Origin of the sequence: Flavobacterium cupriresistens, assembly GCF_020911925.1 — a bacterium.
Classification (GTDB): Bacteria; Bacteroidota; Bacteroidia; order Flavobacteriales; family Flavobacteriaceae; genus Flavobacterium; species Flavobacterium cupriresistens.
Window position 1 is genome coordinate 2206520 of the sequence record NZ_CP087134.1, and the last position, 14343, is coordinate 2220862.

At 34.2% G+C, this 14343-nt stretch carries 11 protein-coding genes; 8 read left to right on the forward strand and 3 right to left on the reverse strand.

Annotation, left to right across the window (positions count from 1 at the left end; all coding sequences use genetic code 11):
* The first annotated feature begins 9 nt into the window (after positions 1-9).
* Positions 10-1407, forward strand: coding sequence for a RagB/SusD family nutrient uptake outer membrane protein (locus LNP23_RS09730; protein ID WP_230004726.1), 1398 nt, complete (start codon positions 10-12; stop codon positions 1405-1407).
* 105 nt (positions 1408-1512) lie between these two features.
* Positions 1513-2415 carry a glycerophosphodiester phosphodiesterase family protein gene (locus LNP23_RS09735; RefSeq protein ID WP_230004727.1) on the forward strand — a complete coding sequence of 301 codons (903 nt, stop codon included), beginning with the start codon at positions 1513-1515 and terminating at the stop codon, positions 2413-2415.
* Between the two features lie 920 nt (positions 2416-3335).
* Here LNP23_RS09735 and LNP23_RS09740 read toward each other — a convergent pair.
* From LNP23_RS09740 to LNP23_RS09750, 3 genes are read right to left on the reverse strand one after another with little or no spacing between them, the layout of a single operon-like run.
* Positions 3336-4424 carry a T9SS type A sorting domain-containing protein gene (locus LNP23_RS09740; RefSeq protein ID WP_230004728.1) on the reverse strand — a complete coding sequence of 363 codons (1089 nt, stop codon included), beginning with the start codon at positions 4422-4424 and terminating at the stop codon, positions 3336-3338.
* A 21-nt stretch (positions 4425-4445) separates the two neighbouring features.
* Entirely contained in the window at positions 4446-6128 is a 1683-nt protein-coding gene (locus tag LNP23_RS09745; RefSeq protein ID WP_230004729.1) for a glycerophosphodiester phosphodiesterase family protein, read from the reverse strand.
* A 12-nt stretch (positions 6129-6140) separates the two neighbouring features.
* Complete coding sequence (locus tag LNP23_RS09750; RefSeq protein WP_230004730.1) at positions 6141-7220, reverse strand: hypothetical protein; 1080 nt, start codon at positions 7218-7220, stop codon at positions 6141-6143.
* An 877-nt stretch (positions 7221-8097) separates the two neighbouring features.
* On the opposite strand from LNP23_RS09750, the gene LNP23_RS09755 reads away from it, so the two are divergent.
* The 6 genes from LNP23_RS09755 to LNP23_RS09780 all read left to right on the forward strand — a co-directional run bounded on the left by LNP23_RS09755 (position 8098) and on the right by LNP23_RS09780 (position 14223).
* Complete coding sequence (locus tag LNP23_RS09755; protein WP_230004731.1) at positions 8098-8850, forward strand: hypothetical protein; 753 nt, start codon at positions 8098-8100, stop codon at positions 8848-8850.
* Positions 8851-8856: 6 nt separating this feature from the next.
* A complete protein-coding gene (gene lipB, locus LNP23_RS09760) occupies positions 8857-9555 on the forward strand; it encodes a lipoyl(octanoyl) transferase LipB (RefSeq protein WP_230004732.1) in 699 nt (232 codons plus the stop codon).
* Positions 9556-9582: 27 nt separating this feature from the next.
* Complete coding sequence (locus LNP23_RS09765; protein ID WP_230004733.1) at positions 9583-10404, forward strand: helix-turn-helix domain-containing protein; 822 nt, start codon at positions 9583-9585, stop codon at positions 10402-10404.
* A gap of 93 nt (positions 10405-10497) precedes the next feature.
* A complete protein-coding gene (locus LNP23_RS09770) occupies positions 10498-11088 on the forward strand; it encodes an NAD(P)H-dependent oxidoreductase (protein WP_230004734.1) in 591 nt (196 codons plus the stop codon).
* A gap of 109 nt (positions 11089-11197) precedes the next feature.
* Positions 11198-11785, forward strand: a complete 588-nt coding sequence (locus LNP23_RS09775) for a Crp/Fnr family transcriptional regulator (protein WP_230004735.1) — start codon at positions 11198-11200, stop codon at positions 11783-11785.
* A gap of 62 nt (positions 11786-11847) precedes the next feature.
* On the forward strand, positions 11848-14223 hold the full coding sequence (locus tag LNP23_RS09780; RefSeq protein ID WP_230004736.1) for a TonB-dependent receptor: 2376 nt from the start codon (positions 11848-11850) through the stop codon (positions 14221-14223).
* The last annotated feature ends 120 nt before the right edge of the window (positions 14224-14343 follow it).

The following is a 14343-nucleotide window of genomic DNA, read 5'->3' on the forward strand; positions in this document are numbered from 1 at the left end:
ATAGCTATTATGAAAAGAATAAAAATAATAAGTTTTTTCTGCCTGATGATGCAATTTTCCTGTACAGATGATTTATATCAGGATCCTATCACGTCAAAAGTGGCTACTAAATTTTATAGTACAGAAATCGAAATTGAAGAAGCCGTTAACGGTACTTATAATGGTTTGCAATTAAATGGCCTTTATGGACTAAATATGGTAGCTCTGGGAGAGATTCCTTCTGATGCGACTTATGATGAAGTTCCACTAAATGATGACGGTACGTTCGGCAAGTTGGATGATTTTAGTGTTACAAGTATTGTCGGTTCAATAGGTGAAACCTGGAGAGATTCTTACAACGCAATTCAGTGCGCTAATGTGGTGTTAAACAGAATCGAAAAGATTCCCTTTAAAGTTGCCGTTACTAAAGATAATCGAATAGGAGAAATGAAATTTATTCGCGCACTTTTGTATTTCAATTTGGTAAGATTGTATGGAGATGTGCCATTAGTTACTAAGGAAACAACAAATCCTAATAGTTATTTAGGGCAGGGAAGAGCATCTACTAAGGTTGTATATGAGCAAATTATAAAAGACCTTACAGAAGCCGAAGTCCTTTTACCTGTAAAAGCCGCTAAACCGGGCAAAGTTATTAAAACTGCTGCACAAGGCTTATTGGGCAAAGTCTATTTGACGCTGCATGATCTGCAAAAAGCTAAAATGTGGTTACTAAAAGTTAAAGATTCTAATAGTCATGATTTAGTGCCTATTGCAGATGTTTTTGATAGTAATAAGGAAACAAATAAAGAAATACTATTTTCAGTTCAATTTGCTTCCGGTATAAATGGTAATAGTGAAGGAAGTAGTATGCATCAAATATTTAGCCCTTCAGGAGCAATATCGGGAGCAAAAGGACATAACCTTCCGACCAAAAATCTGTATAATGAGTATACAGCCGCAGATAGCCGTAAAGGCAAATACGTTACCACTACAGTATCAGGAGTTCCTTTTTCTCTAAAACTGACTAAAAGCAGTACAGTTCCTGCAGATGGAGGAAGTAATGTAGTCGTTATTCGTTATGCAGATATTATTTTAATGTTGGCGGAAATAGAAACGGAACAAGGTAATATTGCTGAGGCAGCAACTTACTTAAATTTAATACGAACTCGGGCAGGGCTTGCGAATATTTTTGCTGTAAATCAGGCGGATATGCGGAGTGCTGTTGATTTGGAACGAAAACTTGAATTAGTGGGAGAAGGAGACAGATGGTTTGATTTACTTCGCAAAGGCACGGCAATAACGGTAATGAATCAGTGGTTTAAAAGTGAGGGAATATTGATAACTATTGATAGCCATAATCTCTTAATGCCTATTCCTTTAACAGAGATAAACACGGATCCGGCTATCAAACAAAATCCGGGTTATTAAGTTTTATTAAACACCAGGAAAGAAGCATGATAATTGTAAAAAGTGTCAAAATTATGTTTTTTTCTGATCATCAAATTTATTTAAATCCAAATATAAAAGTACAAAATGAAAAAAATACACATAGCCATAGTATTGCTGATACTATTCTCCAATATTATTCAGGCTCAAACCCATGCCGATAAGCTCATTGGTATTTTAGAAGATTCCGGAAGCAAATATATTTTTGTGGCTGCGCATCGCGGAGATTGGAGGAATGCTCCCGAAAATTCTATAAAAGCGTTAAAAAAATCTATTGAGATGGGAGTCGACATAATGGAAACAGATGTCAGATTTACAAAAGACAGTGTTTTAGTATTAATGCACGATACGACCATTGATCGTACCACCACCGGAAAAGGGAAATTATCCGATTATACCTATGCTGAATTACAGAAATTTTATCTTACTGGTGGTCTAAACAGAAAGACTTATGAACGAATTCCGACTTTTGAAGAATTTATGCTTACGGCAAAAGGGAAGATACTGATAAACGTTGATAAGAGTTGGGAATATATAGATAAGATTGTTGACGTATTAAAGAAAACGGGAACACTTCGTCAGGCATTAATCAAAGGAGAAGATTCTTATACTGAAGTGAATGCTAAGTATGGTTCACTGTTAAATGATATTTTTTACATTCCCATTGTCAAAGAAGAACAAACGAACCTAAATGCTTTTGTTGATGAGTACCTCAATAAGACCCGTCCTATCGCCTTCGAGATACTATATTCTTTTGAAAAATCACCTATGTTTGAACAAATAAAAAAGATAAAACAAAGAGGAAGAAGAATTTGGGTAAACACCTTATGGGGCGAAATGTGTGCCGGTCATGAAGATGAACGTGCTTTAGATTCCCCCAATGCAAATTGGGGATGGGTTATAGAGCATGGGGCAACAATGATACAAACCGACAGGCCGGCAGAATTATTAGAGTATCTAAAAAGAAAAAGACTTCATACTTTAAATTAGCGGAATTCATGACGAAAAGATACTATCCCAAAAGCGTGTAAGTTGAAAAAATTGCCGATAATTTCAGGATAGTGTTTTTAATTCGATAACTCTTTTTTTAATTTGTTGGTAAATAAGTCGTTTGTATTCAGTGTTTTTTTGATCTTTTGCTACACGTGCTTGGTGAACAGGCGAAGCAATTACAGTTTGTCACTAATTATTTTTTTTGCCACTGATTTCAAGAAAGAGGGTTTACAACTTTGAGAAAGAGTCGCTAACTTTACAGGCCTATGAGCAAAGAAAGCCACAGATTAAAGGATTAAAAGGATTTACAAAATCTGTGTAAATCCTTTTGATCAGTGGCAAAAAAAAATAATTCGTGTCAATTGGTGAAATTCGTGGCAAAATGATGAAGAAGGCCATGAAAACGATGAGTCTAAATAACTTCTTTTTAATAACTTAAAAAGAATTAGATAGAATTAAAGTATTAAAAGGATTTACAAAATCTGTGTAAATCCTTTTGATCAGTGGCAAAAAAATAATTCGTGCCAATTGGTGAAATTCGTGGCAAAATGATTAAGAAGGTTATGAAAACGAGGAATCTAAACAGCTTGTTTTTAATAACTTAAAAAGAGTTAGATAGAATTAAAACAAAAAGATTCACACAGATAGTATCGAATCATTTTTAATTCTTTAATCTGTGCTATTTTTTGCTCGTAGGTTTTAAGATTAGGAACTTTTTGTCAAAGTCCCGAACGCGCTTTCTTAAAATCTAGAATTACTACAGATTTTATCTGATTAAAGCTTTTTTCTAATATTTTTGTCGTCATATCTTTGAAGAAAACCTCGTTTTTGGCTCTTTTTGAGCGATTTCGGGGTTTGTTTCTTGCAAGGTAATTTTGTAAAACGATAGTTTGTGTTATTGTGGATGTACCAAATTATTAGTTGTGCAGTATTTTGTAAGAATAAATATTGCCTTTTGCGGTTATTTTTAAAAACATCACATTGCTACCCGACCTAAGATCACTATAGTTTATTGTAATTTTGTTATAACCTAAATTTAGATTTTTAGCTTTAGAATACAATTCCTGACCGTGAATATTAAAAATTTGCACTTTAATTTCACTATTGCTTTTTGAATTAATTTCTATGTTAAAGTATGCTGTGGAAGGGTTTGGGGACACTTTAAATTCAAAATCATTATTTGTTTCTAAATCCTCTGTTTGTACTATCCCTAATTTGTTATCCTTAGCTTCAATAGTTTTAGGTGTGGACGCAACTTCTCTTTTTTCTTGTGTGTTATTTACTTTTTGTGGATATGAAAAATGAGTTTGGATATGATCTTTAAGTTCAGAATATTTAAATTCATGTATTTTAAGTATCCCCGGTATTTTAAATTTTCTATTATTAGAAGTAGAACCCAAGCGAATTTTAGCGGCAGTATTCTTCTGTAAAAATTCATTCATAGGAGAATTAGCATCGTTGAACTTGTAATCCAGACCAAAGTAAGTTGCTGACAAATATTGAGTGCTAATTGGAATTGTAGTTTGCTTTATTTGTACTTCAATCCACATAAAGCGGGCTGTAAAAAAGTATCGTACTGTCCAGACTGCATCAACAGGAGTCTGCTCTTTTAGAGTAAATAACGGATCAAATAAAAGATAATCGTAATGAGTACCATTTTCATGATATCTTCTAAGCATCATGGTTTGATTTTGATAGTAGATTTCTAAAGATCTCCCTTTACTGTTTTCAAAACTCAATAATTGATCCCCATTTTTTGGTGCTTCAAAATCACAAATGATTACTAGTCCATCATTATTTTGGGATAAATTATTTAATTGATTCGCAGTAATAATCTGTGAATTATGATCGGGTTCCGACGTGCTTGTAAATATATTATTCCCATAAGGTGCAAAATAGGAATAAGGCTCTGTCTGAGAAAAAGACATATTAAAATTTAGCACCAATAGTACGGATAAAAACTTTGTTTGTGCTATCGAAAAAGGATAAAGAGAAATATTTTTCATAACGTATAAATTTATATTTAATCAAAAAATGGATTGTATTTGGGACCAGATATCAGGTCTGTCAGTTGTCAGGACGGATATATTAAAATAAGGGATACTCATTAAGTAGTAATGATCTCCTCTAACGTCAACACGAATATCTTTAATATTCCATTGTGCCCATCTGTCTACGTTACCTTTAGGTCCCATGGCCTCTTCAGTATAAGTTCCTGGTCTTAATCCAGTTACTTTATAAGTATACTCAAATAAGTTCTCATATAATTTACCTCCTCTTCTAAAAGAGGTATTGGTAATTTCGCTCTCGCTTTTAAAGTTGGTTTCAAAAGCCATAATTTTATTGCCGGCATTGCTATACCAGGTGTCAATAAATTGAGCTTTAGACTGGATATCGCCACCAGGTTGCAGAATAGGAAAATATAGGATTTTAGAAAGTAAATTAATATCGAAACCGGGTGGCATAGCATCTACAATGTCTTGATAGGTATATACCACTTTGAATGCTACATATTGTAAGGCATTTTTAGTGTTGGCTTCTTCAATACATTTTCTTAATATTAACATATAATCCTCTTTTTGCATTCTTTCTGCGTTTGTTGGATTCAGTTGAGGGTCATAATCACACCTTGCTATGCACTCTTTGGTATACATATCGTTTCGCGATTTGGCACCTTTAATATCAACGGTTAGTACTGTTTTGTTTGCAATCATTTCATCTAGTATGTCAGAAAAAGTTATGAAATTATTGTCACTGATAGTTCCATTGCGCTTTTTTAACTTTAATGTTTTTAATTCATTCAGGTTTTTATCATAAATATAATCCGTATCTGGTCCCGAATAGTTTGTAAGACGGTGTAAGTAATAGTCGTGACTTACAACGATTAAATTATCTTTAGTTCGCGTAATATCCGATTCTATAACTGTTGTGTACTTCAATGCGGCTTTTATAGCTTCAGGAGTATTTTCAGGAGGACCATTACCTAAGTCGTATCCCCAATACCCTCTGTGTGCAGCAAATATGAAGTTAGATTTTTGCTCTAAATTGGGGGATTTAATTTTGCTCCAAATAGTGCAAATTGGATCACCGGAATTATCTAAATTGTAACAAAAATGATTGGAATCAAATTGTGCATTTCCTCCTGATGAATTAATAATGCCAATTCCCGGCACTTTGATTTTAGAAAAAACTGCATTTGTTGTAAATACAAAAATCCTTAATTTAATTTTAGTTGACAAAAAATTATAAACGGATGTTTTTTGAGATTTACCATAACGGGATTTATCAATAGCCCATATGGCTCTTTTAATATCATTACTTGCCCAGTTATCTGGATAATTTGACAACCAACTGACGTCAGTATTGGGTATTGTACTCTTTGCATAAGTATAGGGGACTCCCGCAAAATTAGCTGTGGAAGCACTAGTAGTTAGTAAATAGACTAAAACGCCTCTTTTATTAGGATCACTTTCATCATAAGTCCAAACTTCCATTTGAATAGTACCATTATTAGATGTTTCCCCTATTATTCCTCCGGTTAAATCTGCATGAGGATCAAAAATATTTAATAAACTTATTTCAGCTGTTGTATTTAAAACTTGGTTGGTCTGCCCCACAACTATGGTAACAGAGAAAAAAAACAGTAACTGACTTAAAAAGGCCAAGAATTTTATACCAAAATTTTTGGCGTAAAGATTTGTTTTATACATCGTTTTAAGTTTTTAATTAGGTTTGATCTGCAAATTGTGAATGGATTTTTTTAATGCTGTATAGTCTTCTTTGAGTTTATCCAATTCCTTTTGCTGGTTAATGGTATAAAGCATGAGTTCTTCTATTTTCTCTAAAAGTGTTACATTCATTTCATGTAAATTATAACCGTTTTCGGATACAGATTTTTGAGAAGGCATATTGGGTAAATGTTTATTTACAGAAATAAACTCATCGATTTCTTTTAGTGTTTTTAATTCATAAGTATCGTTAAAAACATAATCGGCCCATGTTGTTTTAGGCCCAATTCCATAATCTTCACTCAAAATGCCATTATGAACAAATAAATCATAGGAACTTCTCATTGAAGTTTTAATATCGTTGGGTTGTACACCCCCAATATATACATTGTCACTAGTGTCTAAATACATATTTGAGCCTGTATTATTTGTTCCAATAAATAGACCGCTGTTTGAAAGAGTGCCAATCCATCCGGTACTATTTTTACCGGGACCCATCATAACTTGAACACCATTAACATCACTAACGAATCCTCCATTTGCATGAACTTTAAATTGAGGAGAATTAATCCCAATCCCAATATTAGTGCCGGGAAAAAAAACCTGATCATTGCTGTCACCTATATATACTTTATTTCCTGTATTGGACGAAATTTTTAAGCCCTGTTCATCACCATTACTCTGTATATAAGAGGTCTCGCTATCAGCCCATGAAGTTAGATTGTCGTAACTTGCATTCCATGTAGGATTTTGTATAACAGTCTTACCAAAAAGATGGAGTTCATTTCCGGAAGCGGGAATCTTGGTAAGATACATCAATAAATCAGCGTTGGTAGATCCTGGTCCTATAAACCAACTGAATGATCTTGGTGTATTGTGAGAATTGTCATTAGCATCAATAGTAGTTGTAAAATTGGCATCGTTGGTCCAGTTGTTAGTTCTGTCTGCTGTCAGTTCTGCAAAAGTCAATAACCGTGATTGGGCATAACTCCAATTAAAAGGCATGGATAATAGTACTAAAACCAGTAACGATTTGTTTGCATTTTCAATTAAAAATTTCATAGTTGTTTTCATATTTTGTAGATTTTAAAGGTTAATTTTTGGTGTATGTTTTTTGTTTGTGGCTGGTCAAACACTATTAATCCATACGATTCAATCAGTTGTTACTCTGAGCTAGATTAGTAGAGCTTTGATTCCATATTGTTTCGGTATAATTACTTCTATTCCCGAAGATGAAATGCTTATTAATGAGAGTATATTTTTCTCTATAAGAAGGAAATTATATGTATTAAAATTGTTGGTTTATTTTATAAGTTTTCTTAGTAGAAAATTCAAATTGAATGGCCCTTTAATTTTGTTAATTGTTAATGAAATAAAGAAACTAATTTTTCGTCTGGAGAGCGATGATACTTTGTAATTCCGATTTGGGATTGACAAGCATATTTTGTCAGTTTTATTACTATATTTTCACGAGGCTCTTAAAGTCTGTATTTACATTGTTAACTTTTAAGCCACATTAAAAAAAAGTAAGAATAGAACTACAATTCAAAAGTAATGCATCTAGGAGTGATGCTTGTCTCTCGATTAATATTTGATTTTAGTGAATTTATATTTGAAAAAGCTTCTATAAGTATCAAAAGGTTGACATAGATTTATATATTTAAAAAAAAGCGCATAATGCTATACTTTTAGCAAAGAACAGCTATTCCGGATTTGTATTGTCTGGAGAAAATCAAAATATTTCAGTTTGAAATGCTTTGATAGTGAGGTTTGTAATGTTTTTTTTGTTGTTGGAATTCCGTTGCGAAACCCTCAAAAAAGGAGTGCAGGTTTTGGTTTTAAAGTAGAACTTGAATAATAACCTTTTGCTTTAAAATTGATGAAAAATCAAGAATTAAACGACTAATCAATTTAAATTAGACTTCGTATCTTTGATAAAAAATATACCACAATGAAATTATACAAATTACTTAGTTTTTCTTTTTTAGTAGCAACACTGACAAGCTGTACTTTCACAGAAAATATTTATGTAAATGACAACGGAACCGGTAAGTTTTCAGTAGACCTGGACGGTTCTTCCTTAATGGCAATGGCGGGAGACCAAATCGGAAGTCAAATGGGAGCCGAGGCTAAAAAAGACATTGATTCTACTTTTACCTTCAAGCAGTTGTTTGAAGAAAAGAAAGACAGTATCGCTAAGCTTTCGCCGGAAATGCAGAAAGAGTTTAAAAAAATAGAAAACTTTGTAGTTCACACCAAAATGAGTTCAGCAAAGAAAGAATTTTTAATGACTTTCTCAACCGATTTTAAAAATGTAAATGAATTGCAGGACATATTACAAACGCTAAGTACGTTCCAAAAGTTAGATAAAAGCGGAGCTGCAGCTCCATTTGGAGGTGATTTTGGCAACAATAACAGTAAGTTAAGTTACACCTATGACGGAAAGAAATTTACCCGTAAAGCCATAATTGACAAACAAAAATTGGTAGAAAAAGTAAAAGACAGTACCGCAGATATGTCTAAAATGATTTTTTCATCATCGACCTATATTTTAAAATATCATTTCCCGAAAAAAATCAAAAAAGTATCTAATCCGGACGCCTTGTTTAGTGAAGATCGAAAAACAATTACAATTCAATACCCTTTTACGGATTATATGGAGAATCCTGACAAACTTAACTTTGACGTAGAGTTTGAAAAATAATTAAAAATGAATAAAAAAATTCAACTTCAAGATTTAGGAAGTAAAGACTATAAAGCGACCTGGGAATATCAAGAAGAACTTTTTAAAGATATTGTCGACTTAAAAATAAGAAACAGAAGAGAAGAACTCGATTTAGCAACACCAAATTATTTGCTTTTTGTAGAGCATCCACATGTGTATACATTGGGTAAAAGTGGCGATTTTGAGAATTTGTTGTTAAACGAAAAGCAACTGGAAGCAAAAGGAGCAACGTTTTACAAAATCAATCGCGGTGGTGATATCACCTATCACGGACCAGGGCAAATTGTAGGGTATCCGATTTTAGATTTGGAGAATTTCTTTACCGATATTCATAAATATTTACGTTTTCTGGAAGAATCTATTATTCTGACATTGGCCGAATATGGTTTAGAATGCGGACGCAGCGAAGGCGAAACCGGTGTTTGGCTAGGTGTTGGAACTCCGTTTGCCCGAAAAATTTGTGCCCTTGGTGTACGAGCTTCGCGCTGGGTAACCATGCACGGATTTGCCTTAAATGTAAACGTAGATTTAGGGTATTTTGATAATATTATTCCGTGTGGAATTCGTGGAAAAGGAGTTACCTCTTTAAACGTAGAATTAGGCGTAGAGCGTGTCGATGAAGAAGAAGTGAAAGCCAAAATCTTAAAACATCTGACTGCATTATTTGAAACCGAATTCATTTAAAAATAAACTATTTAAAAGAGAAAAAACATGGGGAATTCTGAAGAAAATAACAATTATAAAATTGCTGTTCCTTCAGAATTTCAAACTGTTTTTTCTCATTTTTATTTTGCAGAAAACAAAACCGATTCTCCGGTAACGAAAACGCTAATACCCAGTTTTCAGACGATACTGGTATTTACCTTTGGTGCAAAAACCTCTTTAAAATCACAGCAAAACAATATCCTTGAAGCTGAAAAATGTCTTGTTTTAGGTCCGATAAAACAGGCTTTTGATTATACATTGGGATCAGGTTCTCAAATTCTGGTTGCCAATTTCAAAGAAGATGCTTTTTACAGATTCTTCGGAAAAGCCCTTGCAAAACATACCTTACCCGTACATCCGGATGACTTAATTTCGGACAATTGTTTTGCCGCTTTATGGGAAGAGTTGCAGCAAATTCCCGATACAAATGATCGTGTGGCTCATATATTGGCGTTTTGTAAGCCATACTTGAGAGAGCAAAATGCAATTGCGATGCTCTTGACTGATTTTAAAGAGCAAGCCTTAAATCCGATTAAAACAATTGCATCCAAAACCAATCAAACAGAACGGAATATTCAGCTCAATCAAAAAAAGGCTTTCGGGTATACCATCAAAGAAGCCAATCGTTACGAGCGTTTTCTAAAAGCCATTGAGCACATTCAGAAAGATGTAGAGACTACCGGAAAAGTAGACTGGCTTGCTATTGTGGAAGTATGCAGCTATTACGATCAAAGTCAGCTCATTCATGATTTTAAGTATTATATGAATATTTCGCCTACCAAATTTTTGAAATTCCAGAGCGATATTTGTGGTTTTAAGACCCAATAATTTTTTTTAGCATTTCGGATTTCGTTTTCTTACAATTGGTATTCTATCTTCCGATCTACATTTGTCATGTTCAATCTTAAAAACATAGAAAACATGAAAAACTTAATCATTTACGCACATCCAAATTCAGACAGTTTAAGCCATTTTTTTAAACAAACGATTATCGAAAGCCTTCAGGAATCAGGTCAGGAGGTTGAAATTCGCGATTTAAATAAGATCGATTTTAACCCCGTTCTTTCTTTAGAAGACATGAAGGGTCAAAGAATGGGAAAAGTAGCCGCAGAAGTGCAAAAAGAGCAGGATTTTATAACTTGGGCGGATCAAATCATTTTTGTTTATCCGATTTGGTGGACAGGAATGCCCGCAATAATGAAAGGCTATATTGACCGTGTTTTTAGTTATGGATTTGCGTACCGATACGATCAGGGCGTTCAAAAAGGATTGTTTACAGGGAAGAAAGCGATCATTGTAAATTCGCATGGAAAATCAAAAGAAGAATATGAAGCCATTGGAATGGATAAAGCGCTGGCTTTAACTTCAGACACTGGGATTTTTACCTATTGTGGATTTGAAATTCAAGAGCATTTTTATTTTGATAAAGCCGATAAAGCTTCTTCGGAGAATAGTGTGGAATGGGGGAATCAGATTAAATCACTTTTAAAAGAAAATACAATGGTTGTTTAATTTGTTATATTTCTGTGCAATAGTAATTTAAGACAATTTTTTTAAATAATTAGAGTTATTTGTTTTAGATGTCCAAAGACAAATTAGTATTCTTAAAACCTAAAAAATCATGCAAAGTGTAATTACCGATCTCTCGCGATTTATGGAATTTAATGAAGCGGAAAGTATTGCTTTTAGAAGTATACTTAAACTGAAAAAAGTGAAAAAAAATCAGCATCTTTTAGTCGAAGGGGAGGTTTGTAATTTTGGCGTTTTTGTAGCAGAAGGTTGTATTCGCTATTATTATCTGGTTGATGGCGTAGAATCCACGGGGAATTTTTTCTTTGAGAATGATTGGTATTCCGATTTTGAAAGTTTTTTATACGGTAAACCCTCCAGAATAAATATTGAGGCCTTAGAAGATTGTGTATTTTATTTGGCCTACAAACATGATTTTGAAAAATTGGTAGCAGAATATCCGGTCTTTAATTCTTTTTTACGCGTCATGATGGAAAGAACGATAAAAGGGCTAACAGGACGAAATATGATGATGTCATTATTGTCTAATGAAGAGCGTTACCTGAAGTTTATTAAATATTGTCCAAAAGTAATGGAAAGAGTTTCGTTAAAACACATTGCCAGTTATTTGGGAATAAAACCCGAGAGTTTAAGCCGAATCAGAACCCGATTAACGATTAACAGTAAAATCTTAACTTAAGTCAATTTTTAAGAAATTTCACCGCTCTATTTTTGCTTTAGTAACTGTAAAGCAAAATAAAAATGAAACGTATATTCCTGATTATTTTTGGCCTTTTTGGCTTTATTTCCGAGGCTCAAACCGGAGCTGTAAAAGGAAAGATAATTGACAAACAATCTGAAAAACCTTTAGTCGGCGTTCTTGTTACCTTGGTCGGAAATGAGAGTATTGAGGCAGTGACAGATAACAACGGTAATTTTAGATTACTGAATATCCCTATTGGAAGACAGAATCTTACGATCAGTTTTACAGGTTATGAAAACACTTCGGTTTCTGATCTGGATGTAACTACCGGAAAAGACAATCTGCTGACCATCTCGATGATTGAAAAGTTCAATGCATTGGATGAAATTGTTGTTACTTCCGGATCCAGCAAAGCCAAGGCGATCAATAAAATGGCACTTGTTTCAACCAAACAATTTACCACCGAAGAAGTAAACCGATATGCCGGAGGAAGAAGTGATGTCGCGCGTTTGGTGTCTAATTTTGCTGGAGTATCTACTGGAGATGACAGTCGAAACGATATCGTAGTGCGCGGGAACTCTCCATCGGGGATGTTGTGGAGGATAGAAGGAATGCCGGTTCCAAGTCCAAATCACTTTTCGACTTTGGGAACAACGGGAGGGCCTATTTCGGCATTAAATCCCAATCTTTTGGCTAATTCTGACTTTTTGACCTCGGCTTTTCCTGCTGAATACGGGAACGCAATAAGCGGCGTTTTTGACCTTAGTTTCCGAAAAGGAAATCCGGATGACTATGAATATATGATTAGTGCAGGTGCCTACCCCGGTGTAGAATTTATGGCAGAGGGACCGTTGGGCAAAAAAGGAGGTTCGTTTGTTGCAGCTGCAAGATATGGTTTTGTTGGGGTTTTAGGACTGGCGGGAACAGATGCTCAGCCTAATTATCGGGACATTAGTTTTAATGTGGATTTAGGGAAAAGTAAGATCGGAAACTTCTCTGTTTTTGGAATCTACGGCACTTCGGATATTAAATTTCTGGGAAGTAAAATTGATAAAGAAGACCCTTTCGCAGCGCAGGATGAAGATGCTTTTGTGAAGTCGGGATTTGCTTCTATAGGGTTAAAACATAATTTAGAGATTGGAACCCGATCTTATTTAAAGACAATTATCGGAGCTTCCAATGCTGAAAACTCCTATAGAAATGACCGGTATTATGGTTTTCAAACACCAAACGAAACTAAATTGTCTTTCACAGATATCAAAAATTCGGAAAACAGAATTACATTCTCAACCTTGTTCAATTCTAAAATAAATAAGAAAACAACATTCAGGGCAGGGTTACTTTTTGAACATTACACACTTGATGCTAAAATGGCTTCGCGTGACAGACAGCAGGATTCAGACGGAGATGGTTATCCTGATTTTGTTCAGGTTGTCGATAATAATGGTAGTTATAATATTATGCAACCCTTTGCTCAGGGTCAGTTTCGATTGACTGAAAAACTGACTTTTAATGCGGGTGTTCATGGGCAGTATTTTTCGATTAATAAAGAGTTTGTTTTGGAGCCCAGAACAGCCTTGTCTTATGCGGTAAATCCAAAAAACACCATTAGTTTCGGTTTTGGTATACATCATCAAAGTGTACCGGTTCCTGTTTTGTTTTTGAATGAATTTGTGGATGGAAACCCACTGCAGACCAATAAGAATTTGGATTTAGTAGAAAGCAAACATTATGTTTTAGGGTACGATGTTCGACTGGCTAAAAAATGGAGAGGAAAAGTAGAGGTATATTACCAGGATATTAACAAAGCGGCCGTGCAATCCTTTCCAAGTAGTTATTCCTCCTTAACAGAAGGAGCGGATTTTGGTTATTCAATCGATAAAACTTCGCTGATCAGTAAAGGAAAAGGATACAATCAAGGAATAGAATTTACAGTCGAAAAGTTCTTTAGCGAGGGGTATTACGCCTTGTTTACAACGTCATTTTTTGAAAGTAAATACAAAGGCAGTGATGGTATAGAGCGAAATTCGCCGTTTAATAATGGCTATGTAGTTAATCTTCTGGGAGGAAAAGAATTTAGAATCGGAAGGGAGAAGAAAAATGTCTTTTCAATTGATACTAAGTTTACAACGGCAGGAGGACGTTATTATACGCCTGTAGATTTGGCAGCTTCCAATGATGCAGGTTATGAAATTAGGGATGATGCCAATGCCTTTAGTAAACAATACGATCCCTATTTGAGATTGGATATTAAGTTCGGAATTAAATTTAATAGTAAAAAGAAAAAGAGATTCCACCAGTTTTATATCGATTTTCAAAACGTAACCAATCACACCAACATTTTTACTAAAGAATACAATCGATTAACGAATAGTATCAATCAAAAAGACCAGATTGGATTTTCACCGGATTTCGGTTATAAATTTCAATTTTAAGAATCTTAAAAGGAGTATAAAAAAGGAAGCAAAAGAGATGTTTTTTTGCTTCCTTTTGTTGTTTTGATTCAATATGGAATCTCGAAAAGTACTCGATTAATATCGCCTTTCAATATAAAA

What these genes read in the sequence shown, in the direction of transcription:
- LNP23_RS09730 (WP_230004726.1), top strand. Translation starts at nt 10, where the DNA reads ATGAAAAGAATAAAAATAATAAGTTTTTTCTGCCTGATGATGCAATTT.
- LNP23_RS09735 (WP_230004727.1), top strand. Translation starts at nt 1,513, where the DNA reads ATGAAAAAAATACACATAGCCATAGTATTGCTGATACTATTCTCCAAT.
- LNP23_RS09740 (WP_230004728.1), bottom strand. Translation starts at nt 4,424, where the DNA reads ATGAAAAATATTTCTCTTTATCCTTTTTCGATAGCACAAACAAAGTTT.
- LNP23_RS09745 (WP_230004729.1), bottom strand. Translation starts at nt 6,128, where the DNA reads ATGTATAAAACAAATCTTTACGCCAAAAATTTTGGTATAAAATTCTTG.
- LNP23_RS09750 (WP_230004730.1), bottom strand. Translation starts at nt 7,220, where the DNA reads ATGAAAACAACTATGAAATTTTTAATTGAAAATGCAAACAAATCGTTA.
- LNP23_RS09755 (WP_230004731.1), top strand. Translation starts at nt 8,098, where the DNA reads ATGAAATTATACAAATTACTTAGTTTTTCTTTTTTAGTAGCAACACTG.
- lipB (WP_230004732.1), top strand. Translation starts at nt 8,857, where the DNA reads ATGAATAAAAAAATTCAACTTCAAGATTTAGGAAGTAAAGACTATAAA.
- LNP23_RS09765 (WP_230004733.1), top strand. Translation starts at nt 9,583, where the DNA reads ATGGGGAATTCTGAAGAAAATAACAATTATAAAATTGCTGTTCCTTCA.
- LNP23_RS09770 (WP_230004734.1), top strand. Translation starts at nt 10,498, where the DNA reads ATGAAAAACTTAATCATTTACGCACATCCAAATTCAGACAGTTTAAGC.
- LNP23_RS09775 (WP_230004735.1), top strand. Translation starts at nt 11,198, where the DNA reads ATGCAAAGTGTAATTACCGATCTCTCGCGATTTATGGAATTTAATGAA.
- LNP23_RS09780 (WP_230004736.1), top strand. Translation starts at nt 11,848, where the DNA reads ATGAAACGTATATTCCTGATTATTTTTGGCCTTTTTGGCTTTATTTCC.